This window comes from Hyphomicrobium denitrificans ATCC 51888, assembly GCF_000143145.1.
In the GTDB taxonomy this organism is placed as follows: Bacteria; Pseudomonadota; Alphaproteobacteria; order Rhizobiales; family Hyphomicrobiaceae; genus Hyphomicrobium_B; species Hyphomicrobium_B denitrificans.
On record NC_014313.1, the window covers coordinates 3,184,023 to 3,207,201 of the forward strand.

20 protein-coding genes are annotated in these 23,179 nt (G+C 61.0%); 6 read left to right on the top strand and 14 right to left on the bottom strand.

Annotation, left to right across the window (positions count from 1 at the left end):
- Positions 1 to 101: 101 nt before the first annotated feature.
- From HDEN_RS15430 to HDEN_RS15440, 3 genes are all read left to right on the top strand, one after another.
- The gene (locus tag HDEN_RS15430; RefSeq protein WP_013217075.1) at positions 102 to 1,838 is read left to right on the top strand and encodes a sulfatase-like hydrolase/transferase; all 1,737 of its coding nucleotides are present in this window, start codon (positions 102 to 104) and stop codon (positions 1,836 to 1,838) included.
- 124 nt (positions 1,839 to 1,962) lie between these two features.
- A complete protein-coding gene (locus HDEN_RS15435; protein ID WP_013217076.1) occupies positions 1,963 to 3,135 on the top strand; it encodes an FIST N-terminal domain-containing protein in 1,173 nt (390 codons plus the stop codon).
- The gene (locus HDEN_RS15440) at positions 3,132 to 4,496 is read left to right on the top strand and encodes an ATP-binding response regulator (RefSeq protein WP_013217077.1); all 1,365 of its coding nucleotides are present in this window, start codon (positions 3,132 to 3,134) and stop codon (positions 4,494 to 4,496) included. The genes HDEN_RS15435 and HDEN_RS15440 overlap by 4 nt, the downstream gene beginning before the upstream one ends.
- Before the next feature lie 3 nt (positions 4,497 to 4,499).
- Here HDEN_RS15440 and HDEN_RS15445 read toward each other — a convergent pair whose 3' ends face one another.
- Positions 4,500 to 5,177, bottom strand: a complete 678-nt coding sequence (locus HDEN_RS15445) for a response regulator transcription factor (protein WP_013217078.1) — start codon at positions 5,175 to 5,177, stop codon at positions 4,500 to 4,502.
- A gap of 254 nt (positions 5,178 to 5,431) precedes the next feature.
- A complete protein-coding gene (locus HDEN_RS15450) occupies positions 5,432 to 6,865 on the bottom strand; it encodes a DUF2793 domain-containing protein (protein ID WP_041921695.1) in 1,434 nt (477 codons plus the stop codon).
- A 170-nt stretch (positions 6,866 to 7,035) separates the two neighbouring features.
- Here HDEN_RS15450 and HDEN_RS15455 point away from each other — a divergent pair, with 170 nt between their 5' ends.
- The gene (locus HDEN_RS15455; protein ID WP_013217081.1) at positions 7,036 to 8,040 is read left to right on the top strand and encodes an NAD-dependent epimerase; all 1,005 of its coding nucleotides are present in this window, start codon (positions 7,036 to 7,038) and stop codon (positions 8,038 to 8,040) included.
- 9 nt (positions 8,041 to 8,049) lie between these two features.
- Here HDEN_RS15455 and hrpB read toward each other — a convergent pair whose 3' ends face one another.
- From hrpB to HDEN_RS15510, 10 genes are all read right to left on the bottom strand, one after another.
- Positions 8,050 to 10,515 (bottom strand): ATP-dependent helicase HrpB, encoded by a 2,466-nt coding sequence (gene hrpB / locus HDEN_RS15460; protein ID WP_013217082.1) that lies wholly within the window; start codon positions 10,513 to 10,515, stop codon positions 8,050 to 8,052.
- Positions 10,516 to 10,529: 14 nt separating this feature from the next.
- Complete coding sequence (gene rpe / locus HDEN_RS15465; protein ID WP_013217083.1) at positions 10,530 to 11,201, bottom strand: ribulose-phosphate 3-epimerase; 672 nt, start codon at positions 11,199 to 11,201, stop codon at positions 10,530 to 10,532.
- A gap of 43 nt (positions 11,202 to 11,244) precedes the next feature.
- Positions 11,245 to 12,120, bottom strand: coding sequence for a phosphoribulokinase (locus HDEN_RS15470; protein ID WP_013217084.1), 876 nt, complete (start codon positions 12,118 to 12,120; stop codon positions 11,245 to 11,247).
- 44 nt (positions 12,121 to 12,164) lie between these two features.
- The gene (locus tag HDEN_RS15475; protein WP_013217085.1) at positions 12,165 to 13,208 is read right to left on the bottom strand and encodes a class 1 fructose-bisphosphatase; all 1,044 of its coding nucleotides are present in this window, start codon (positions 13,206 to 13,208) and stop codon (positions 12,165 to 12,167) included.
- Positions 13,209 to 13,458: 250 nt separating this feature from the next.
- Positions 13,459 to 14,190: a proteasome-type protease gene (locus HDEN_RS15480; protein ID WP_013217086.1), complete on the bottom strand. Its 732-nt coding sequence runs from the start codon at positions 14,188 to 14,190 to the stop codon at positions 13,459 to 13,461.
- Between the two features lie 20 nt (positions 14,191 to 14,210).
- The gene (locus tag HDEN_RS15485) at positions 14,211 to 15,023 is read right to left on the bottom strand and encodes a transglutaminase family protein (RefSeq protein ID WP_013217087.1); all 813 of its coding nucleotides are present in this window, start codon (positions 15,021 to 15,023) and stop codon (positions 14,211 to 14,213) included.
- Between the two features lie 10 nt (positions 15,024 to 15,033).
- The gene (locus HDEN_RS15490) at positions 15,034 to 15,981 is read right to left on the bottom strand and encodes an alpha-E domain-containing protein (RefSeq protein ID WP_013217088.1); all 948 of its coding nucleotides are present in this window, start codon (positions 15,979 to 15,981) and stop codon (positions 15,034 to 15,036) included.
- A 7-nt stretch (positions 15,982 to 15,988) separates the two neighbouring features.
- Entirely contained in the window at positions 15,989 to 17,440 is a 1,452-nt protein-coding gene (locus tag HDEN_RS15495) for a circularly permuted type 2 ATP-grasp protein (RefSeq protein ID WP_049775343.1), read from the bottom strand.
- Between the two features lie 129 nt (positions 17,441 to 17,569).
- Positions 17,570 to 19,246, bottom strand: coding sequence for a formate--tetrahydrofolate ligase (locus HDEN_RS15500; protein ID WP_013217090.1), 1,677 nt, complete (start codon positions 19,244 to 19,246; stop codon positions 17,570 to 17,572).
- A gap of 403 nt (positions 19,247 to 19,649) precedes the next feature.
- Positions 19,650 to 20,123: a VOC family protein gene (locus HDEN_RS15510; RefSeq protein WP_013217091.1), complete on the bottom strand. Its 474-nt coding sequence runs from the start codon at positions 20,121 to 20,123 to the stop codon at positions 19,650 to 19,652.
- Positions 20,124 to 20,342: 219 nt separating this feature from the next.
- Here HDEN_RS15510 and HDEN_RS15515 point away from each other — a divergent pair, with 219 nt between their 5' ends.
- Positions 20,343 to 21,059: a hypothetical protein gene (locus HDEN_RS15515; RefSeq protein ID WP_013217092.1), complete on the top strand. Its 717-nt coding sequence runs from the start codon at positions 20,343 to 20,345 to the stop codon at positions 21,057 to 21,059.
- A gap of 233 nt (positions 21,060 to 21,292) precedes the next feature.
- Positions 21,293 to 21,481, top strand: a complete 189-nt coding sequence (locus HDEN_RS15520; RefSeq protein WP_013217093.1) for a hypothetical protein — start codon at positions 21,293 to 21,295, stop codon at positions 21,479 to 21,481.
- Between the two features lie 77 nt (positions 21,482 to 21,558).
- Here HDEN_RS15520 and HDEN_RS15525 read toward each other — a convergent pair whose 3' ends face one another.
- Positions 21,559 to 22,347, bottom strand: coding sequence for a PP2C family protein-serine/threonine phosphatase (locus HDEN_RS15525; RefSeq protein WP_013217094.1), 789 nt, complete (start codon positions 22,345 to 22,347; stop codon positions 21,559 to 21,561).
- 7 nt (positions 22,348 to 22,354) lie between these two features.
- Complete coding sequence (locus tag HDEN_RS15530; RefSeq protein ID WP_013217095.1) at positions 22,355 to 23,149, bottom strand: FHA domain-containing protein; 795 nt, start codon at positions 23,147 to 23,149, stop codon at positions 22,355 to 22,357.
- Positions 23,150 to 23,179: the final 30 nt, after the last annotated feature.

A 23,179-nucleotide genomic window follows, 5' to 3' on the forward strand; every position in this document is an offset into this window, starting at 1 on the left:
CGAACCTTCCGGTCATTGACCCGTCACAAAAGCCGTGCCCTTTACATTCGAAGACGCGCGGGCGCGTCGCCGCATCGATTTTTTTATTGCGTTGCAACGACATGGCAACCGAGCACCTTGCGAGCTACGACGTCTCTTCCGGGAGGCGGTCGCGCGCTTGGCTTCGAGATCTGACGCTATCTTCGCAAGTCTGCTGGACCTTGACGGCGATCTTCGCCGTGGCGCTCGTCTATTATCATTGGCGCTATGAAGGCTGGCTGCAGACGATTGTTTTTGCGGGGGCGATAACCGCCTCGCTGTTCAGCCTCGTACTGCTGATTTCCCGGCGCGCGCTTTTTTCCATCGTGCTCGTCGCGCTGCTCGTCGCGACGATCGTCATGGCGGCGGACGTCAAGCGGCACTACATCGAGATGGTGCTTCACGCCTACGACGTCGTTTTCTATCTGACGTCGTGGTCGACGCTCGTTTTCCTTTGGGCCGATCACAAGCTCATGCTGCTGGCGCTGGCCGGCATGGCGACGCTCGCCGCTGGCTCCGGGCTTCTTCTCTGGCAGATCGACGGAACCCGCGTGCGGCGCTCGGTGAGCAGCCTGCTTCTGGTGTTTTGCATTGGCCTCGCTGCTGTTGCGAGCTACGCCAAAGGAGAGCGGCGCAACACCTCATTCTTCTGGGACAATCAATATCTTGCGTCGTTTTACTCATCTTGGCCGGAAACCATCTCGACGCTCTGGCGCGGACAGTTGATGGATGCAGTGAAGAGGCAGCCGTTGCCGCCGTTCGCAGTTCCGGCGACATGCGACCTCACGGAAAAGCCGCCGCACGTCATCCTGATCCATCAGGAAAGCGCGGTGCCGCCGTCGTTTTTCCCGCAGGTCGCATACGACACGGCGCTAGATCCGTTCTTTAAATCGTTCGACGGGCGATTGCACAAACTGCGGGTCGAAACGTACGGCGGCGCGTCGTGGTTGACGGAGTTCTCGGTTCTGGCGGGCGTCTCCACCTATTCTTTCGGCGGCATGCGGACATTCGTGCAGTCGCTGATGGAAGGAAAAATCCACGACGCGGTGCCCCAGGTTCTTACGCGCTGCGGTTACAAGAATAGCCTCTTCTATCCGGTGCCCAAGGATTTCGTGGCGAGCGGCCGGTTCTATTCGACGATCGGCATTCCTGACATTTACGACTACCGCGCCCAAGGCGCGAAGCGCTTCAACGAACGTGATCGCTTCTACTATCAGCGCGTGCTCGACAACATCGACGGCAATCTCGCCAAATCGGACAGCCCACTGTTTACTTTCGTCGTCACGTCCGCGACTCACCTGCCCTACACCTACAAGTACGCGCCGGACGTCGATGTCCCCGGCGGCGGAGCCGGAACCGATCCCGAAATGAGCGAATATTTGCGCCGCCTTGCGATGGCGCATATGGACTTCGACGAGTTCCGGTCGCTGCTGGCGAAGCGTTTCCCGAAGGAGCGCTTCCTGATCGTTCAATACGGCGACCATCAACCGATCGCGACGCGGACGCTGCTCGGCTTCGACAAAGGCTCGGCGGCCGAGGACATTCAGCTCACGCCGGAAAGCCCTGGCCTGCTGACATATTATTCGGTCGATGGCGTCAACTACGAGCCACCGCCGCTGCCGGACGAGGATGTCATCGAGGTGCCGTATCTCGGGACGATCCTGCTTAACGCGGCCGGACTCCCGCTGCCGCCGTCCTACCAAGCCCGGCTCGAACTGATGCGTCTTTGCGACGGGCGATATTACACCTGCGCAAAGTCGAAAAGCATTCTGTCATTCCACCGCCGACTGATGGATTCAGGACTGATCGACGGCCGATGACGTCACCGTTGACCATGTTCGGAGCCATTGCCCAGATTTTGGCGCTATGGCACGTTTGCGCTTAAAGTCCGCCACAGAACCTCATTCCAGAAAAATCCGGCGGCAGAGGAAAGCCAAGCGTTGAATGTCCACTAAATCCACTCGCGCCGCTTGCGGCATCCGCGTCGTCGCAAGCTCCCTTCCGACGCGTGAGGCGGTTGCCGCTGCGCGCTTAGAGCTCGCCGGCGAAATCCTGCAGCACATCATCGTCTTTTTCTCCAATGAGCACGACCCTGAAATCCTGCTCGACGCGTTGAAGTGCGATTTCAACGATACGTCGGTTTCGGGGTGCAGCACGTCAGGGGAAATCGGCCCCCTCGGCATGATGAAAGGCGGCATCGTCATCATCGCGTTTCCGGAAAACGGCTTCCGGCTGATGAGCGAAGTCATCACCGACATCGATAAGGGCGGCGTCGAGCGCGCCTCCGAGATCGCACGCCGTCTGCGCATTCAGATGATCGGTTCGGCGAGCCGTTCCGCAAAGGAGCATGTGTTCGCGCTGGTCCTGGTCGACGGATTGTCGAACGCGGAGGAAGCGCTAATCGCGGCGCTCGATCTTTCGCTCAATGGCATCGAACTGGTCGGCGGCTCGGCGGGCGACGGGCTCGATTTCCAGGATACCGTTCTGATCTATCGCGGCAACCTCGTGCGGCGAGGAGCAATTCTTTTCGTCATCGAGACCGAACTTCCGGTGCGCATCTTCAAGACGCAGAATTTTGAGCCGACGCCGGTCAAGCTCGTCGTCACCGCCGCCGATACTGCCAATCGGATCGTCTACGAACTGAATGCGGAACCGGCGGCCGCCGAGTATGCGGCGGCGATCGGGCTGAGGCCTGACGAACTCGGGCCTTACACTTTTGCGTCGTATCCACTCGTGGTGAAAATCGGTGGAAACTATTATTGCCGCTGCATCCGTACCGTCAACCTTGACGGATCTTTATCGTTCTTTTGTGCCATCGACGAAGGTCTGGTTTTCACGGTCGCGCGCCCCCGTGATATGCTGCGAACAACGTTAGAAGCGCTCGAAGGTGTCGATGCCGCGCTCGGCGGCACCGATTTCGTTCTGGGCTTTGACTGCATCTTGCGCCGGCTCGACGCGGAAAGCCGGCAGGTGCGTCACAAAGTTGAAGAAATCTATCAGCGTTTCGGCGTGGCCGGGTTCCATACGTACGGTGAGCAGTTCAACGCGATGCATCTCAACCAGACACTCACCGGGATCGCTTTCGCCACGTCGATCGACAAGCCGCGTGAACCATGACCGATGGCACACCGACTGATCGCCAGCCGCAAACGCCTTTAGAATTCGGCCGGGCGGTCGACAAGCTGCGCAAGATCAACGACGCTTTGATGAAGCGCGTTGAGCGGTCGATGGATCAGCAGGCGAACGCGTTTTCGCTGTTCCAAACCGCGATCAATCAGGAAACGCAGATCCGCATCCGGACGGAAGAGCTGAACAACGCTCTGACGAAGCTCGCGCAGGCCAACGTCGAACTCAGCGCGGCACGCGATGCGGCGGAGCGTTCCAACGTTTTCAAGACGCGCTTCTTCACCGCCGTCGGCCATGATCTTCTGCAGCCGCTGCATGCCGCGCGCCTGACGCTGTCCGAGCTGATGGATACGCAGTCGGAGCCGGATCACAAGCAGCTCACGAACAACATTTCGAGCGCGCTCGTCACGATCGAAGAATTGCTGACGAGCATCCTGGACATCTCCAAGCTTGAGGCCGGCGTTTTCGTGCCGAACATTCAGACGGTCTCGCTCGGCGCGATTTTCGAGCAGCTCGCCTGCAACATCGAGCCGGTCACGCGGCGCAAGCGTCTCGATTTTCGCTGGCGGCCGACGAACCTCGGCGTGCGCTCCGATCCGCTGATGCTCCGGCGCATCGTGCAGAATCTCGTTGCCAATGCCGCTCACTATACGGAAGCGGGTGGCGTGCTGCTGGCGGCGCGTCGGCGGGGCTCGCAGGTCGAGATCGAAGTCTGGGATACAGGCCCGGGGGTCGCTCCGCAGGAACGCGAGCGCATCTTCGAGGAATTCCATCGCGGCGAAGCATCGGAACGATCGGGCGGCGCCGGCTTCGGGCTTGGGCTCGCGATCGTCCGGCGCATGTCGGAATCACTTGGGCATGAACTGAAACTGCAATCGCGCGTCGGCGTCGGCTCGCGCTTTTCGATCACGGCGCCGCATGCGGCGCTGCTCTCGCAAGCCGAGCCGAAAGTCCAGTCCGCGCCGTCGAGCAACAATTATCTCGTCGCCCGGCCGCTGATCGTCATCGACAATGACCTCAGCGTGCTCGGAGCGATGCAAACGCTGCTATCGCGTTGGGGGGCGGACGTTCGCCTGGCGCGCGATCTGGACGACGTGAACGAGATCCTGTCCGATTCGGCCTTCACTCCAGCCATCATTCTCGCCGACTATCATCTCGACGGCAGCGTGCTCGGCATCGAGGCAGTCGTGCGGATCCGGCAAGCGTTTGGACGGGCTATCCCAGCGATCCTGATTACCGCCGATCGCACGCAGGCGACTGCGGAGGCGGCAAAGCAGTTCGATTGCGCGCTGCTTCACAAGCCGGTCCGACCGGCCGAGCTGCGGGCACTCATGCAGCATCTTCTAGCGTAAACGTCAGGCCTTATCGTCCGTTTCGCCGAGGACGGCTTCGAAGTCGATCTTCTGCGCCTCGATGACGGCTTGCGTTCGCGACGAGACGTTGAGCTTGCGCAGAATTTCCGAAACGTGCGCCTTGACGGTCGTTTCCTCGATCTGAAGCTCGTGCGCGATCTGCTTGTTGAGCAAGCCTTGGCGCAGCATGCGGAGGACGCTCAACTGCTTCGGCGTCAGCATTTTGAGGCGATGCACGAGATCGCCGCGCGCTTCGGCGTTGGTCGGCGCTTCGGGAGGCTTATAGCCTTTCGGGAGCGTCAACGAGCCTTCCATGACATCCTTCAGCGCGGAGGCGATTTCGGATCGATCGGCGGACTTCGAGATGAATCCGGCGGCGCCGTAGCGCATGACGTCCTGGACGATGCGCGGATCTTCCAGCGCCGACACGACAACGATCGGCAAGCTCGGATGCAGCTTTCTGAGTTCAAGAAGGCCTTCAAAGCCGCGCGTTCCGGGAAGCGCTAGATCAAGCAAGACGATGTCGAACGGGGTCTTGCTTTCCAGAACCTTCTTTGCCGCATCGATCGAAACGGCATCATGGGTTTCGGTGTCGGGACACGCGCCGACGATGGCTCGCTGCAGCGCTTCGACAAAAAGCGGATGGTCATCGACGATCAAGATACGTGCCGGTACGGGCAAATTTCACCTCCAGGGCAACGGGCATTTGCCTTTCAGGGCTTCAGGCCGTGTGCCCACCGTTTTTGCGGGCGGCATTTTCAGGCACTCATGCCCTTTGTGACACGTCCACCAAATTCGACTTTGGTCGTAGATCGGAAGGAACCCGTCGCGCAACGCCCAGGCGACGAATGGCTTAACATTGTGCCCTTTTTCTTCCTCGATGATAACTATGCCGTGTGCATCGGCACGACCGGTCATCGGGAGCCGCTCGCGAATTAGGCGTATTGCCCGCCACTCGACGCCGACCCCGCACTATTACCGGGGAAGAAGTTTGCGCCGCCGCCGAACGTGTTAATGACGCCGTTCAGGGATACGTCGTAGCGCTTGCCCGTTGCGGCACCGGTGAACGTTATGCCGCCTGCGGACACAATGCCGCCCGACGTGACATTGAGAAAAACATTCGACCACGCCGGAGAGCCCGTCAAAGTGACCGCCCCAGGCGTGTAAAATAGCGTTCCGCCCGCCTGTACGAAGATATGACTATATGCACTCCCCGAGATCGCATAAGCGGCCTTGATCGACAGCGTCCCCCCGACAGCAACGACAAAATGGAAAAGCGGGGTCGCGCCGTACTCCATTTTGCCATCGATGATGAGGTGGCACCCGGGCTGAGGAATGTCGACGCACCAACCGCCGGTTGTTCCCAGCTTAAACCCGCGCAGTGTCCATACGGCTCCTGTGTCGAGCGCAATGCATTGACCGCTACTGACGGTCAAAACACAATTTGACGGGGTGGCGACGTCGCCCTCCAAGATCGGCATACCGGAGCCAAGCGTTCGCTTCAGGACAAGATTCTCTGTTCGTGTCCCCGCGCCGCAGTAGATGGTCGCGTTGTAAATCGAGAGGTCAAGAGCGGCGACCGTATCGATCGCCTTTTGAATCGTTTTGAACGCGCCGCCGCTCGTGTTTGCGAGGCCCGTGTTGCTATCCAACCCGTCTGTGCGGACGTAGTAAGCTCGGCCCGCCGTCAATACCTCGCGCGGGCCGCCCATGACGGGGAAGGAAACGCGACCCGTATAGCGGTCAATTTTCAGCGCCTCGATCCATGTTGCGCCGTCTGGACTGACCTTGAAATGAAAATCATCGTCGCCTGCGAGGCCCATTTCGGCGCGACCGGAATAGTTGGTCTGATAGAGCATTGACGCGGTGTCGCCGCTCGCATGCTTGTTGATCTTTTGCTGATGTCCCGCGCCTTCGTTGTCGAAGAGGCTTGCCGGGGATTTCAGAGCCAGACGGTTGGTGGCATCGGCCGTTGTATTGATGCCGGCGTGCGTCAGGTTATCGAATGCATCCGGAAGGTCACCGCCGCCGCTCGATAGCGGAGACCATGCGCCAGCGCGATACACGAGCAGGGCGCTTTCGGCTGCGCACCACGCGAGCCAGCCTTCCTTGGGTACGTAGAACGCCCATGCTCCGTCCTGGAATGCCGCGACCTTGCCATCTTGGCCCGTCCAGCCGCCGGTGGCTGTAGCCGATACGATGTAACGCTCGCCATTGGCGGGCGACCCTGGGGGCGTGGTCAGAGTCCGGCTGGCAACGGAGAGCTGCATCAGGCCATCGATGGCGCGGATGGCCTCGTTGTGCGTCACATGCTTCTGCGCCTGAGCCGGCAGAATATAGGGCAGCGCAAGGTTCGGCGTGTCGTTCATATGCAGTCCAAATCCCAAAGACCTCTCCTCGGTCTTCAAAATACGGCCGCCAGGTAGGCCGGGGATAACTTTTTTCTGGGAAGACGCATTCGCCCGGTGCCACAGCCGAGCGCTCGATTGCGCGCCGGCTCACGACAACCTAAACCCCTGCAGGCAGGAGAACTGATCGCATGAAATTTCTGGTGACAGGGGTTGCGGGCTTCATCGGCTTTCATACGGCCGAGCGATTGCTCGCACGCGGCGATGTCGTCATCGGGGTCGACAACATCAACGATTATTACGATCCGAAGCTTAAAGAAGCGCGCCTCGCAAAGCTCGAAGGACGCAACGGGTTCTCATTTCATCGCCTGAACATCGCCGACGGCGCTGCAATGGCGGCGCTGTTTCAATCGGAACGGCCCGAGAAGGTTATTCACCTCGCGGCACAGGCCGGCGTTCGCTATGGCCAGGAAAATCCGGGCGCGTATATCGAGTCCAATATCGTTGGTACGCAGAGCATTCTCGAAGGCTGCCGGCATAATGACGTCAAGCATCTCGTGCTCGCGTCGTCGAGCTCCGTCTACGGCGCGAACACTGCGATGCCGTTCAGCATTCACGACAACGTCGATCATCCGCTGAGCCTTTATGCGGCGACGAAGAAATCGAACGAACTTACGGCGCACACGTATGCCTACCTCTACCAGCTTCCGGTGACAGCGCTGCGGTTCTTCACGGTGTACGGGCCTTGGGGGCGTCCGGACATGGCGCTGTTCAAATTCACGCGGCAGATTCTTGCAGGCGAGCCGATCGAAGTTTTCAACAACGGCCATCATGCGCGCGATTTCACGTACATCGACGATATCGTCGAGGGCGTGCTGCGGACAGCGGACAAAATCGCGAACCCAAATCCGGACTGGAGCGGCGAGAAGCCCGATCCGGCGACGTCGATGGCGCCCTACCGCGTCTACAATATCGGCAACAACAGTCCGGTCGAGCTGATGGATTTCATCGCCGCGACTGAACGCGCGGTCGGCCGCGAGTCGAAGAAGATTTTCTTGCCGATGCAGCCGGGCGACGTGCCGACGACGTTCGCCGATGTCGACGATCTTGTGCGCGATGTCGGCTTCAAACCGGCGACGCCGCTGGAAGAGGGCATCGCGCGATTTGTTGCGTGGTATCGATCGTATTACGGCTGACGGCGTCGCTTACTTGCCGCGCGGCTTGGCGCGTGACGTCGGTGTCGCGTTCGCCGGATCGTCGGGCCAGACGTGTTTCGGATATTGGCCGCGCATGTCGGCTTTGACGGCCGCCCATGATCCCGCCCAGAAGCCCGGCAGGTCGCGCGTGATCTGGATCGGCCGATGCGCGGGCGACAGCAGATAGAGCGTCAACGGCAAGCGGCCACGCGCAATCGCCGGATGCTCCTTCAATCCGAACAGTTCCTGCACGCGGATGTGCAACGCCGGCGCGGCGGCGCTCTCGTAATCGAGCGCGTGACTGTTTCCGGTCGGAGCTTCGAAATGCGTCGGCGCTTCGGCGTCGAGACGCTGGCGTATCGGCCACGGAAGCACCGAGGTAAGCGCCTGCTCGAGCGTCGACGCGTCGATTTCCGAAACGCGCGTTTTGCCGGACAAAAATGGTTGGAGCCATTCGCCGACGGCTGCGGCAAGCGCAGCGTCCGACAGGTCCGGCCAGCTTTCATCGTTGGCGCGTAGAAATCCGACGCGGTTACGCAATTGAAGCTGCGCCTTTGACCACGGCAGATTTCCGATGCCGAGTTGCGCGACGCCGTTTGCGAGGACAGGCGCCGAGTCTTCGTCCGGACGGACGGGGCGCGACTCGCTTCGGAGTTCGATCGCGCCGAGGCGGCGGACGCTGCGGGCTTTGACCGAACGGGAGTCACGGTCGAATGTCAGCGCGTCGTCGCTCGCGATGCGATCTCCGGCGAAGACCGAAACTTCCGCTTCGTCCGTTGCCGTGGCCAGCATGATCCGCGTTGCAGCGGCACGGCCCTGCAATTCAGCGACGACCAGATAAGGCGCGCCCGCGAGCGGATGGGCCGTATCGAGCAAACCGGCGCGACCGTTGGCCAGCAGAAAGCTGCCGCGCTTGCCGCGATTTTTCGCGATCCGTTCCGGATAGGCGAGGGCGAGCAATTCAGCAGGCGATAGCGTGTCGCCTTTCGCGCTCGTCGTAGCCGCACGCGCCCACTGACGGGCGAGCGCCCGCATGTCTTGGGAGCGACGCGAGCGGTCACGGCGGAAATTTTCAAGCCGCGTCGCGATATCGAGATCGTTGCCGCCGATGCCGCGTTCGACGAGGACGGCCGCAAGCTCGGCGGCGTCCTCAGCCGCGCCGCGCTCTCCAGCCTTCAACAGCATACGCGCCAAACGCGGCGGCAATGGCAGCGCGCGGAGCCGCCGGCCCTCCTGTGTGATGTGTCCTTCGGCGTCGAGCGCGCCGATGGCTTGCAGTCCGGATCGCGCGGCTGACAGCGCGCCCTCGCTTGGCGGATCGAGCCAGGCAAGCGATCGCGGGTCATTCGTGCCCCATTCGGCGCAATCGAGAAGCAGGCTCGAAAGATCGGCGACGCGGATTTCGGGCTCTGCGAACGGCACGAGGCCCTGCGTCTCGGGTTCATCCCACAGGCGATAACAAATGCCGGGTTCGGTTCGGCCAGCACGTCCTCGGCGCTGATCGGCGGACGCGCGCGACACGCGCACGGTTTCGAGCCGCGTCACGCCCACATCCGGTTCGAAGCGCGGGACGCGCGCTAAGCCGCTGTCGATGACGACGCGCACGCCTTCGATCGTGATCGATGTTTCGGCGATCGATGTCGCGAGCACGATTTTGCGGTGCCCGGCATTCGCGGGCGATATCGCACGGTCCTGTGTCGCTGGATCAAGGGCGCCATAGAGCGGTGCGATGTCGATCGTCTCGGGAAGATCGAGCGCGCGCAGACGTTCGGCAACGCGCGTGATCTCGCCCTGGCCCGGCAGAAAGACCAGGATTGATCCCGTGTCGCGTTCGAGCGCGCGACGAACCGCATCGACAACGTCGTCCTCGATACGTTGTGCGCGACGTCCGATATGGCGCGTCTCGATCGGGAATGTGCGGCCGTCGCTGGCGATGACCGGCGCGTCGCCCAGCAGCTTCGCAACGCGCGAAGCTTCAAGCGTTGCCGACATCACCAGTATCTTCAAGTCTGGACGCAACGCGCCGCGCGTGTCGAGCGCCAGGGCCAAGCCGAGATCGGCATCCAGCGAGCGCTCATGGAATTCGTCGAACAGAACGGCGGCGACGCCTGAAAGCTCCGGATCGTCGAGGATCATGCGCGTGAAGACGCCTTCGGTCACTACCTCGATGGCGACGTTGGCGCTCGTCTTCGATGCGAGCCGTGCTCTGAGGCCGACCCGATCTCCAAGGCGTGTGCCGAGCGTGGCCGCAAGCCGTTCAGCAGCGGCGCGCGCGGCGATCCTGCGCGGTTCGAGAACGACGATCTTGCCGCCGTCGCGCCAGGGCTCATCGAGCAGCGCCAGCGGCACGCGCGTCGTCTTACCAGCGCCGGGCGCCGCAACGAGCACACCGGTTCCGTGCGTGCGGAGCGCATTGCGCACGTCACCGAGAACGGCATCGATCGGCAGCGGCGCGGAGACTATCGGACCGGCCATGATGGAAAGATTTGTTAGACGGACTTCGTCGCGTTGCGGATCGCGGCGATGTTGGTGGCGTAACTCTTCTCAGATCCGCCCTTGAACACGGCGGACCCGGCGACGAGGACGTTGGCTCCGGCTTTGACGACTTCGGGTGCGGTTTCGGGCGTGACACCGCCGTCGACCTCGATGTCGATCGGGCGCGCGCCGACCATCGCCTTCACACGCCGGATCTTTTCGAGCGCCGACGGAATGAAGGACTGGCCGCCGAAACCCGGATTGACCGACATCAGCAAAATGAGATCGATGCGGTCGAGGCAATACTCGATGACGTTTTCCGGCGTCGAGGGATTGAGCGAGACGCCCGCCTTTTTGCCAAGCGCGCGGATCGCCTGCAGCGAGCGATCGAGGTGCGGACCGGCTTCGGCGTGCACGGTGATGATGTCGGCTCCGGCGGCTGCGAAGTCGGCGAGATAGGGATCGGCGGGCGCGATCATCAGGTGCACGTCGAAAATCTTTTTCGATGCGCCGCGCACGGCTTTGATGATCGGGGCGCCGAACGTGATGTTGGGAACGAAGTGGCCGTCCATCACATCGCAATGAATCCAGTCGGCTCCGGCCGCGTCGACGGCGCGGATTTCGTCGGCGAGCTTGCCGAAGTCGGCCGACAGGATGGACGGAGCGATCAAAACGGGGCGGGTCACGGATAACCTTCCAATCTTCGTTCTTGTCTTCGTGCGGGCTGCATCAAAGCGCGCGACGGCGGCGCTCAACGAGCTGCAAAATGAGGGGCGTCAGAATGAGCTGCATCGCCAGATCGAGCTTGCTGCCCGGAATGACGATGGAGTTGGCGCGGGACATAAAGCTATCGTGCAGCATCGACAAGAGATAGGCGAAATCAATCCCGCGCGGTTCCTTGAACCGGATGATCACCATCGATTCGTCAGGCGTCGGAATCCAGCGTGCAATGAAGGGATTGGACGTATCGACGGTCGGGATGCGCTGGAAGTTGATGTCCGTATGGGCGAACTGCGAGCAAATGTATTCCACGTAGTCCGGCATACGGCGCAGGATGGCCTGCGTGACGTCCTCGGTCGTGTAGCCGCGCTCGGACCGATCGCGCTGGATCTTTTGAATCCACTCGAGATTGATGACCGGCACCACGCCGATTTTCAGATCGGCATAACGTGCCACGTCGACCTGGTCGGTCACGATTGCACCGTGCAGACCTTCGTAGAGCAGCAGATCGCTGTCGGGCTCTAAGTGCGTCCAAGGCGAAAACGTGCCGATGGCAGCACCGCTCGTCCGTTCATCCTCGGCGTTGTGCGAATAGACGCGCGTTTTGCCGGTTCCGGTTTCGCCGTAGGTGCGGAACAGCTGCTCGAGCTCTTCCAGCAAATTGGCTTCGGCGCCGAAGTGGCTGAAGTGGTGGTTGCCGCGTTCGGCGGCCGCCTTCATCGCCGCGTCCATATCCTCGCGATTGTAGCGATGGAAGGCGTCGCCCTGGATGAACGCCGCTTTCACCTGCTCGCGGCGAAAAATGTATTCGAAGGTATGGCGCACTGACGATGTGCCAGCGCCCGACGAGCCGGTGACCGAGATGATGGGATGCTTGATTGACATCGGCGGAGTTCAAACCGTCATTGCAGGGGAAGGGATGGACGCGATCATGGTAGCGCCCGGAACAAACCGCGGCGTCCGAAAAGCGGCGAGCGATCGCCTTTGAATTCCTGGCCGCTGTAAATGCGCACCACACGATCGACCTCGTAGCGCGAGCCGCAAATCAGCGGCGTTCTTTGATGCAGCGACGACGGGACGACATCGAGCACGCGATCGCGGCCGGTCGTCGCCTTGCCGCCTGCCTGTTCGATCAGCCAGCTGAACGGATTGGCTTCGTAGATCAGACGAATGCGGCCCTGATGGAAGCCTTTGCGCCGGTCTCCGGGATAAAGATAAATGCCGCCGCGCGTCAGAATGCGTAAGATGTCGGCAACGGGTGAGCCCGTCCAACGCATATTGAAATCGTGGCCGCATGGTCCGTTGGCGCCGTTCTCGCAATCGTGGATGTAGATGCGGATCGGATCGTCCCAGTGACGCGCGTTCGATGAGTTGATCGCGTACTCGGTCGTTTCGGCCGCCATCTCGACATTACGCGATGTCATGTGGAACGTGTTGGTGCTGCGGTCGAGCGTGAAGATCTGGGTTCCGAGGCCGACGGTCAGGACCAGCGCCGTGTGCGGTCCGTAGACGACGAAGCCCGCCGCAAGCTGATGCGATCCGGGCCGCAGGAATGCCGCTTCGCCGACGGATGCCGGATGACGCGGCAGGATTGAAAAGATCGTCCCGAACGACACGTTGGCGTCGACGTTGGAAGAGCCGTCGAGCGGATCCGTGGCAACCAGCAGAGGCGCGTCGGGATTCAAGGTGATCGGGTGCTCCGATTCCTCCGAGGCCAACGCTGCGACCGGCGCGGCCTTCAGCGCCTCGGCGATCATGCCGTTCGTCAGGAGATCGATTTCTTTCTGTTCGTCGAACTCGCCCGCCTTCGAAACGATCTGACCTAGCCTGCCGCCAAGTGACCCGCGCGCAACCAGCTCGGAAATCCGAATGCTCGTCTCGGCCAAGGCCATCACGGTGTCCGCGACCTGGCTGCGCGTACGACCTTCCAACGTCCAGTCCGACAGATAGTCTTTGAGCGTCGTGAGACCCATCGCACTCCTTCCGGCAAACCCACTGCCGCGCAGCGTTCGCGTATCTAATCCTACTTACGTCGGAGAAGCGAGCGAACAAGCGCATTCGATGTGCATAGACAAGTGCGTTTAGAGTTTTGCGCGGGTGCGAAACAGGGGGCGATTGACCGCGCGACGCCGTATCAATCGCAGGCATCGTAGCCGTTGGAACTGCACGTTAATCATTCGCGGAGAGGCAGGGCGAGCGGTGGCCCTCGCGAGGGCCCGAAGGTTAGACCTTGAACTCGTCGATGGTCGTCACGGCCTGCCGCAGCGCCTCCGACCAGGCATTCGACAGTTTACGGAAGTATGCGTCGTCCGGGCCGATGCGGATTTCGCGCGTAATGTCGAGGGCGTCGCGTTCATAGACGACGAGGTCGATCGGCATGCCGACGGAGAGATTGGACCGGAGCGTGGAGTCGAACGAGAGCAGAACGATTTTCGCGGCTTCGCCGAGGCGCATGTCGGCGCGGGCGACGCGATCGAGGATCGGTTTACCGTACTTGTGCTCGCCGATTTGGAAGAACGGCGTGTCGCTGGTCGACTCGATGAAGTTGCCTTCCGGATAGACCTGGAAAAGTCGCGGCTTTTCACCCTCGATCTGACCACCGAAAATGAAATGCGTATTGAAGCCGACCCGAGCCGCCTCCAGCGCGGCGCCGTCGATACGGCGGGCCTCGCGTATCGCATCGCCGACGATGCGCGCCGCCCGGTACATGTTTGCAACGTTGTAGAGATTGGGCACGTTCGATTCTTCGTCGTCGAGCCGCTCGTTCAAAAGGTTGACGACCGTTTGCGTGACGGCAAGGTTGCCGGCGCTCAACAGAACGAAGACGCGATTGCCGGGCTTTCGCCAGATCTGCATCTTGCGATACTGCGCGATGTTATCGAACCCCGCATTCGTTCGCGTGTCAGAGGCAAATACCAAACCCCGCTCGAGATTGAGCGCCACGGCATACGTCATTCGTCGTCTCCGGCCAGCAGCTACTGCTGTTGACTGATCTGCTGCTGAACTTCAACGATCACGTCAAGCCTTTCCTCGGCGATGCCGTGACGCATGCCGCGGATTGGTGCTGCGAACGTCGCGTCGAGGCCGGCGGCGAGCCGAACGTAAAGCTCCGTTGGGCAGACGCCGTTGGCCGGGTCGAAGCCGACCCAGCCGAGGTCTTCGATCCAAACTTCCGCCCAGGCATGATTGGCCTCTGCAGGCTCGTCGCCGCCGCTCATAAGGTAGCCGCTGACGTAACGCGCCGGGATGCCCAGCGAGCGCACCGCGGAAATGAAGACGTGCGCGTGGTCCTGGCAGACGCCCGCACCATCGCGCAAGGCGTCGGCCGCCGTGGTGTGGCTGTTCGTTGCTCCGGTCCTATAATCAATGGCTTTGCGGACGGCGGTCATCAGCTCATGCATGCCGTTCACGCCGGCGGCCGCATTCGTTCCGCTTGCGAGGCTGCGGATGGCATCATCGGCTGCCGTCTTTGCGGTCTGGCGGCGATAGACCGTCAACGGTGCGATCTCCTTGAGGCCGCGAACGATGCCGGCGCAATCCTCGGTTTCCACGACGCCTTTCGCGATGATGAGCGATTCGGCTTGCCGGCCGACGCAGCTCGCAAGATGCACGACGTTTCCGAAGCCGTCGCGAAACGCGTGAGCGGCATCGATGCCCGGCGCAATGATCCGCCAGTCGACAACGCGCTGACCTAGGAACGACGGCGGCGTCAGCCGGAGCGCCATGATCGAGTAGTTCGTCGCTTCGCTGTACGTATAGCGCGAAACATGGCCAATCGAGATGCGCATGGTGCAGGCCTCAATCGATGAAATGATAAGCGGCAGAGATTTCGTTGCCGAGCCTGCTGTTGCGACCGATGAAGTCCTGAACGAATTCATGCAACCCGGACTGGAACACGGTTTCGATATCGGCTTCGAGCAACAGGTCGCGCGTTGCCTCGACGGTTGCGTGGCATTCGTGGCGCGCGCCATAAAGCGCGGCGAGATCACGGAGCGCGACGGTCAATTCATCGTAACAGGCGCGCAGCGAACGCGGCATCTGCCGATTGAGAATCATGAAGTCGGCGATCTTCGGCGGGCGGTATTGATCCTTGAACACCCAACGATAGCTGCGATGCGCCGAAACCGAGCGCAGCAATACCGACCATTGAAAATTATCCGTTCCGCTTCCGACCATCTCGCTCGATGGAAGGAGGTGATAGTATTTGACGTCGAGAATGCGCGCGGAGCTATCGGCGCGCTCGATAAAGGTGCCGATCTGGCTGAAGTAAAAGGTGTCGTTGCGCAGGATCGTGTTCAGCATCGCGCCGCGATAGAGCGCCGAACGGGCACGCACCCAGTCCAGCAGCTCCGGCAACGAGTTCGACGTGATCGTCGCGGGTTTGATGGCCTGGAACTCGAGCCACGAACTGTTCAGACTCTCCCACATCTCACGCGTTAGCGACGTTCTCTGCGCGCGTCCGTTGCGGCGCGCGCTCGCGAGACACGCCGCGATGCTCGACGGGTTCGACGTATCGAACAACATGTAGTCGATGACTTTGCGCGAGACGAGATCGCCATGGCGCAGCATGTATCCCTGCATGCAGCCCGCGCTTTCGAGCGTCGATCGCCACTCCTCGTGAAAGCCTTCGCCTTCGCGCGGCAGAAGCACGATGCGGTAACCGACCTCCAGCAGACGCGCTATGTTTTCGGCACGCTCGATGTAACGGGAGAGCCAATAGAGATCATTTGCAGTTCGTCCAAGCATGCGCGCGTTATTCCTGAAGCACCCACGTATCCTTCGTGCCGCCTCCCTGACTGGAGTTGACGACGAGAGAGCCTTTCTTCAAAGCCACGCGCGTCAAGCCGCCAGGGATCAGGCGCACACGATCGCCGACGAGCACGAACGGCCGCAAGTCGAGATGACGAGGCGACACGGCGGAGCCCGAGAGCGTCGGGCCTGTCGACAACGCGAGCGTCGGCTGCGCGATATAGTTGCAGGGATTGGCGAGAATTTTTGCGCGGAACGCGTCGATCTCTTCCATCGTCGAACGCGGGCCGACGAGCATTCCGTATCCGCCGGAGCCATGAACTTCCTTGACGACGAGTTCAGGCAAGCGGGACAAGACGTACTTCAGGCTTTCCGGATCTCGGCAATTGTAAGTCTCGACGTTGCCGAGGATCGGGGGCTTGCCGGTATAGAATTCGATGATCGCGGGAATATAGCTGTAGATCGCCTTATCGTCGGCGATGCCCGCGCCCGGCGCGTTGACGATCGTCACGCGGCCTGAACGATAAACGTCGAACAGTCCCGGAACGCCAAGGAGCGAGGAGGGATCGAACACCAACGGATCGAGAAACGTATCGTCGATACGGCGATAAAGAACGTCGACGCGCTTCAAGCCCTCGGTCGTCTTCATGCGAAGCAGGCCGTCGATCACGATGAGATCGCTGCTCTCGACGAGCTCGATGCCCATCTGGTCGGCGAGGAATGAATGTTCGAAATAGGCGCTATTGAAAATGCCGGGCGTCAGCAGCGCGACATTCGGCTCCGCATCGAGGTTGCTCGGCGCGACGCTTTCGAGCGTCTTCATCAGCGCATCGGGATAGTTTTCGACGGGGCGCACGCGGTTGCGGCTGAAGAGATCGGGGAAGAGATGCATCATCGTCTCCCGGTTCTCGATCATGTAGGAGACGCCCGACGGTGTCCGCGTGTTGTCCTCCAGCACAAGGAACTCGTCTTCATTTGTGCGCACGAGATCGATGCCGATGATATGGCTGTAGACGCTTCGCGGCGGATCGACGCCAATCATTTCCGGCTGGAAGGCGGCGTTCTGAATCACCAGCTCCTCCGGAACGATGCCCGCCCGCAAGATGTCCTGGCGATGATAGATATCGTATAGAAATGCGTTCAGCGCCCTGACGCGCTGCTCGATTCCCAATTCAAGCTTGCGCCATTCCTCGCCCGAGATGATGCGCGGAAAAATGTCGAACGGAATGAGGCGTTCGGCGGCGGCCTCATCGCCGTAGACTGCGAAGGTGATGCCCGAACGGCGAAACAGGATTTCAGCTTCAGCGGTTTTCTGACTCAGCGTGTTCATGTGCTGAACACCCAGCCATTCGACGAAGGCGCGATAGGGCGCGCGCACCTCGCCGCCAAAGCCGTTCATTTCGTCGAACGCTGTGCGCACGAGTTGCCCTCCTTCGCGATCTCCTTTCGGGCACATCGCAAAGTCTGGGCCAGATTGAAAAAATGCCGCGAAGACTGCGTGATGACAGTCTTCGCGGCATTGAATTGCCGAGCAACTACGCAAGCTGCTCAATTCAGCGGCAGCACAGTGCCGCCGATACGCGACCTAGAACAGGCCCTGGATGAGGCCCTTGTCGTCGAGGCGGATCGAGTCGGCGGAGGGGACCTTCGGCAAGCCGGGCATGGTCATGATCTCGCCGGTCACGACGACGATGAACTCGGCGCCGGCCGCGAGCCGCAGTTCGCGGATCGGCACGATATGGCCGGTCGGCGCGCCGCGCTTATTGGGATCGGTCGAGAACGAGTACTGCGTCTTCGCCATGCAGACCGGGAAGTGTCCGAAGCCCGCCGCCTCGAAGTCCTTGAACTGCGTCTCGACGCTCGCGTCGCAGGCGATGTCGGCGGCGCGATAGATTTCGGTCGCGATCGTCTTCACCTTGTCGCGCAGCTTCATCTCGGCCGGGTACAGCGGCTTGAAGTTCGCCTTGCCCTCGTCGATGACCTTGACGACGTGGTGCGCCAAGTCTTCCGTGCCCTTGCCGCCGTCCGACCAGTGCGTGCACAGGAACGCCTTCGTGCCCATGCTTTCGGCGGCCTTCTGCACTTCCGCGATCTCGGCGTCGGTGTCGGTGACGAACTTGTTCACCGCCACGACCGCTGGAACGCCGAACTTGTTGACGTTCTCAATGTGGCGCTTGAGGTTCTCGCAGCCCTTGGCCACCGCCGCGGCGTTCTCGGCTTTGAGATCATCCTTGGCGACGCCGCCGTGCATCTTGAGCGCGCGCACCGTCGCGACGATGACGACCGCCGACGGCGCGATGCCCGCCTTGCGGCACTTGATGTCGAAGAACTTCTCGGCGCCGAGGTCGGCGCCGAAGCCGGCTTCGGTCACGACGTAGTCGGCAAGCTTCAGAGCCGTCGTCGTCGCGAGCACCGAGTTGCAACCGTGCGCGATGTTGGCGAACGGACCGCCGTGGATGAACACAGGGTTGTTCTCAAGCGTCTGCACGAGGTTCGGCTGCAGCGCGTCCTTCAGCAATACCGTCATGGCGCCGTCGGCTTTCAGATCGCGGGCGCGGACCGGCTTCTTGTCACGCGTGTAGGCGACGATGATGTTGCCGAGGCGAGTTTCGAGATCCTTCAGGTCCTTCGCCAGGCAGAGGATCGCCATGACTTCCGAGGCGACGGTGATGTCGAAGCCATCCTCGCGCGGGAAGCCGTTCGAGACGCCGCCCAGCGAGTTGACGATCGAGCGCAGCGCGCGGTCGTTCATGTCGAGGACGCGCTTCCAGCCGACGCGGCGCTGGTCGATGCCGAGGGCGTTGCCCCAATAGATGTGGTTGTCGATCAGCGCGGAAAGCAGGTTGTGGGCGCTGGTGATGGCGTGGAAGTCGCCGGTGAAATGCAGGTTGATGTCTTCCATCGGCACGACCTGGGCGTAACCGCCGCCGGCCGCGCCGCCCTTCATGCCGAAGCACGGTCCGAGCGACGGCTCGCGCAGCGCCATGATCGCCTTCTTGCCGATGCGGTTCAGACCGTCGCCGAGGCCGACCGTCGTCGTCGTCTTGCCTTCGCCCGCAGGCGTCGGGCTGATCGCCGTCACGAGGATCAGGTGGCCGTTCTTGTTGCCTTGAACTTTATTGATGAAATCGGAGGAGACTTTTGCCTTCGTCCAGCCATACGGGATCAGCGCGTCTCCGGGGATGCCGATTTTGGCAGCAACATCCACAATCGGCTTTGTTTTGGCTTCGCGCGCAACTTCGATATCGGACTTCACGGCCACAGGCTCTTCCTCCAAGGAACTAATAATTCGCGAAACTAATTTTCACGATCCCGGCATTGGTTTTCGGGCGGCGGATATTGGACTGCGGCGCGCATTGCGCCAAGGACCTGCGTCCAAAAATCCGATATAGCTAAAAGGCTATTCGTTGGCCGATATCACGCGATGAGCCTGATTTCCCGCGGATCCGGCGCATAAGCCGCGCTTATGAACACAGTCACGTTTTTGCATGCTGTTTTTCGCACGCAAAATTCCGCCGATTTTCGCTGTGTATCGAGACTGGATGCTGCGCTGTGGCAACGAAGTCGTTTGCAGGATCGGCTTTGTGAGCCGCAGCGAGGTCATGCAGAGCCATCGCTCGCTGCGGCTTTCTTCACTCGATCTAATGCCGCTCGCCTTACGATGGCTAGCCGCAGTCCATGTTCGCTGGAATTGCGTTCCTGATTTCGTCCGCAGTCATGTCTTTAACGTGCGTCGCAATCGACCAACGATGGCCGAACGGGTCTTCGATCTGACCATAGCGATCGCCCCAGAACGCATCCGAGACCGGCATCACGAGCTTCGCGCCCGCTTCGACGGCATGCTGCGCAAAGCTATCGGCATCCTCGACGTAAAGATGCAGCGTGACGGGTGTTCCGTTCAACGACTTCGGACCGAAGGATTTCCATTGCGGATTTTCTTCCGCAAGCATGACACATGAATTGCCGATGCGAATAGCGGCGTGCAGCAGTCCTCCGTTCGGCATGAGAAGGCGCGCAAGCTCGACCGCGCCAAATGCATTCTTGTAGAACTCAATCGCTTCCAGCGCGCCCGCACACACAATATGCGGCGTCACCGTACTCATGCCGTCCGGAATCGGTTTCACATTCGAATTGGTCATGACTCGGGTCCTCCTCCTGCAGCTTCATGTACGGGACACGTGCGTGTATCCGTTCGCTTCCAGAACGTGTGACGATGCCGAATCCCGACACGATGCCGAAAATTTATTGTTCACGCGGAAGGCGTCATCGGCATGTCAGCCGACCTCACTTGACTGAAAACGCAGAGACTGGTTGCCTTTCCCTGGGGTTAGGGCACATCGACGTTGGGGATTATACTCATGGCACAGCTTAGCTTTCGGCGCAGGCGCGAAGACGATCCCGCCGCGGTTGCAATCGAAGCGGGCAGCCACGCGGCATATTCCGGCGGGAGCGGCGGACAATTCGCTGCGGCCATCTCAGCGCTGGCGCTGATCTTTTCGGGCTATAGTTTGTGGGACAGCTCGCTCAAAGCTCCCGACATCAAAGTATTCGTCCCGCCGGTCACGCAATACAGCTCGCCATATCAGAACAGCAATTTCGAAGTCATCGAAGTTCCGGTGACGCTCCTGAACGACGGCGGACGAACGGGCACCGTCCTTTCGATAGAGCTCGCCGCGACGAATCCGAAAACCAAGGAAACGAAACACTTCTACGCTGCCGACTTAGGCCGCTGGACGATGGATAAAGCGCGCGCGGGATTCGATCATTTCGCGCCTATACCGCTGGCGGGAAAGGCAAGCCGGACGGAATCGATTTTATTCTATCCGAAGTCTCCGGACGAAAAGCCGGAGCAGCTCATTCATGAGCCCGGCGTCTATGAGTTCAAGCTCAAGATCGACGAAGCGCGTGCGGACGATTTTGGTTTTCTCGATCGTCTATGGCCGTCGCAAGCAACGGAAGTTTCCTACAAAGCCGAACTCAGATTTTGGGATGCGCGCTCATTCCAGAACGGCACGATCGCCATGTATTCGACGACCGGACGCTCAGCGAAGAGCGGCGACGCCAACGCACCGTGATCGTCATGCAAGCGTAATGAATCTTTAGACTTTTGCTCACCTTTTCGTTCATCGACTTTACGAAAGGGTAAGTACGGATTTCGGCGCTCCTCCGGTTACCCTGCGCTGGTCGAGTCGATCACGTATACGCCATCGCCATTCGTGACGTGCAAACAGCGTGCGTGCCGAAGCATCCGACATTTTGAAACGAGGCGGCAAGCAACGCGAGCTTGCGGCTTGGAGGAGAAACTCACATGAAGACGATTTTTGCCGCGGCGGCTTTCGCTGCGATTGCTCTTGCTTCCGCGGGCGCCGCGAATGCCGTCTCGCTCACCGGCATTCACGCCGCCGACAACGCCACGCTCGTCCAGCAGACGGCGTATCATCACCGCCACAAGCACTGCACCGTGCGTCACGGCCATCGTCATTGCTGGTGGCGCTAATTTTCCGCCGATGCATTTGAAATCAAAGGCGGCGCCGGAAGCGCTGCCTTTTTTGTTTTCCCATATGGAAAGTGGCGTCAGCCCAGCGCGCGAACGACGAGAACCGTGGCGTTGTCCTGGTAAGGCTCGCGCATCTGCTCGACGGCGCGGATCAGAGCTTTCGCAACAGCCGCTGCGCCATCACCCGCATAGCCACGAATGACACGCGCGATTTCATTCTGATCGAGCGTCGCGATGCCGTCGCTCGCGAGCACGACATAGTCACCCGCTTCGAGTTCCAGCGGACGTTGCGAAACATCGAGCAGGTCGATTTCGTCGCCGGTGACGGCTGAGCGCAGCATGTGGCGGCGCGGATCGCGACGTGCTTCGACTTCGGTCAGCTTGCCTTCGGCGACCAGGCGATCAAGCTCGGGCGCAAGCGAATGATCTTCGTTGAGCAGCGCGATCTCGCCGCGCCGGAACAGGAACAGCGGACTGTCGCCGACGCTCACCCACTCGATGCCCTTCGGGCCGAATGCGGTTCCGACGAGCGTCGATCCCATGCCTGTAAGCAGAGGGTTCGCGGAAATCTTCGTGGCAAGCGCGCCGTTGGCGGCATTTAAGGCCGCCATCATGCGATCGACCACTGAACCTGAATTGCCGCCGACGGCCGCCAGGAATTCTTCGCACACGGTGCGGCTCGCAAGCGCGCCTCCGGTGTGACCGCCCATGCCGTCGGCAAGGACCGCGAATCCCGCGGTATCGAATTTCGGACCATCGCTCGCCAACGCCACGGGCTCGCCGCCCTCGGGACGGAAGGCAGCGGAGTCTTCCTGATAGTCACGGGCTCCGCGCGTCGCGGCGACTGCATGCTCGAACGGCGGCATTCGATCCTTAGGCTTCGGAAATCTCGGACCAGTCAAACTCGCTTCCGCAGAACGGCAGGAACGCGACCTGCGTGCGCCCGAACGTAATGACGTCCATTGGCTGCAATGGCACGGGGCCTGCGGGTCGCTTGTCGTTTACGGACACAACATTGGTTTTAGCAAGGTTTGGAACAAAGAGGAAAGACCGATCGCTCGAATCGTAGCGCAAATAGGCCTGCGCTTCGTTGGAGATGGCATCGTCGCCGAAATCCAGGGGAATCCGGTTGTCTTTCGAGCGTCCAACTGTGTTGTTACCCTCGAAGATCGGGCGATACGAGCCGAGGCCCGGTCCGCCAACGACGATCAGGAAGCCGACGACCGGATCGCGCTCGAAATCACCGCGTTCGATGTGGCGGCGGCCGCGAACCAGAACGGTGCGTGCGGGCGCGTCCTCGGCTTCGGGTTCGGGCTCGACCTTTTTTACCCGGTTTTCGGGACGGACGACGCGCGTGGTCGGCGGGACGTCGGACTCCTTCGCGGCTTCGACCGGCTGGGCCGCTTCCGGTTTTGGCTCGGGCGCAGTGCGCGCCAGGCGTGCCGCCTCTTCCGCGCTCAGGCTTTGCGGCTTGGGCGGCAGCGGCGGAGGAGCGGCCTTTTCATCGGAAGCGGGCTTGGCAGCGGCGGCGGGCGCGTTCGGCGTCATTTCGATCGGAGCGTCGTCGCGGCCGGCAGCCATCAAGGCATCACGCAGGGAGCCCAGGAACTTGTGCGCCTTTGCGGCTTTGGCTTCGTGTCCGGCTGTCGTTTCGCCCTCAATCGCCATGCTTCTCTCCTCATGTTTGGTCGCGCACGG

Coding starts and splice junctions, on each gene's coding strand:
- HDEN_RS15495 (WP_049775343.1), bottom strand. CDS start 17,440: ATGTGCCCGAAAGGAGATCGCGAAGGAGGGCAACTCGTGCGCACAGCG.
- HDEN_RS15475 (WP_013217085.1), bottom strand. CDS start 13,208: ATGGGTCTCACGACGCTCAAAGACTATCTGTCGGACTGGACGTTGGAA.
- HDEN_RS15450 (WP_041921695.1), bottom strand. CDS start 6,865: ATGAACGACACGCCGAACCTTGCGCTGCCCTATATTCTGCCGGCTCAG.
- HDEN_RS15510 (WP_013217091.1), bottom strand. CDS start 20,123: ATGACCAATTCGAATGTGAAACCGATTCCGGACGGCATGAGTACGGTG.
- HDEN_RS15435 (WP_013217076.1), top strand. CDS start 1,963: ATGTCCACTAAATCCACTCGCGCCGCTTGCGGCATCCGCGTCGTCGCA.
- HDEN_RS15490 (WP_013217088.1), bottom strand. CDS start 15,981: ATGCTTGGACGAACTGCAAATGATCTCTATTGGCTCTCCCGTTACATC.
- HDEN_RS15520 (WP_013217093.1), top strand. CDS start 21,293: ATGAAGACGATTTTTGCCGCGGCGGCTTTCGCTGCGATTGCTCTTGCT.
- HDEN_RS15525 (WP_013217094.1), bottom strand. CDS start 22,347: ATGCCGCCGTTCGAGCATGCAGTCGCCGCGACGCGCGGAGCCCGTGAC.
- HDEN_RS15470 (WP_013217084.1), bottom strand. CDS start 12,120: ATGTCAATCAAGCATCCCATCATCTCGGTCACCGGCTCGTCGGGCGCT.
- HDEN_RS15485 (WP_013217087.1), bottom strand. CDS start 15,023: ATGCGCATCTCGATTGGCCATGTTTCGCGCTATACGTACAGCGAAGCG.
- HDEN_RS15440 (WP_013217077.1), top strand. CDS start 3,132: ATGACCGATGGCACACCGACTGATCGCCAGCCGCAAACGCCTTTAGAA.
- hrpB (WP_013217082.1), bottom strand. CDS start 10,515: ATGGCCGGTCCGATAGTCTCCGCGCCGCTGCCGATCGATGCCGTTCTC.
- HDEN_RS15455 (WP_013217081.1), top strand. CDS start 7,036: ATGAAATTTCTGGTGACAGGGGTTGCGGGCTTCATCGGCTTTCATACG.
- HDEN_RS15515 (WP_013217092.1), top strand. CDS start 20,343: ATGGCACAGCTTAGCTTTCGGCGCAGGCGCGAAGACGATCCCGCCGCG.
- HDEN_RS15480 (WP_013217086.1), bottom strand. CDS start 14,190: ATGACGTATGCCGTGGCGCTCAATCTCGAGCGGGGTTTGGTATTTGCC.
- HDEN_RS15530 (WP_013217095.1), bottom strand. CDS start 23,149: ATGGCGATTGAGGGCGAAACGACAGCCGGACACGAAGCCAAAGCCGCA.
- HDEN_RS15430 (WP_013217075.1), top strand. CDS start 102: ATGGCAACCGAGCACCTTGCGAGCTACGACGTCTCTTCCGGGAGGCGG.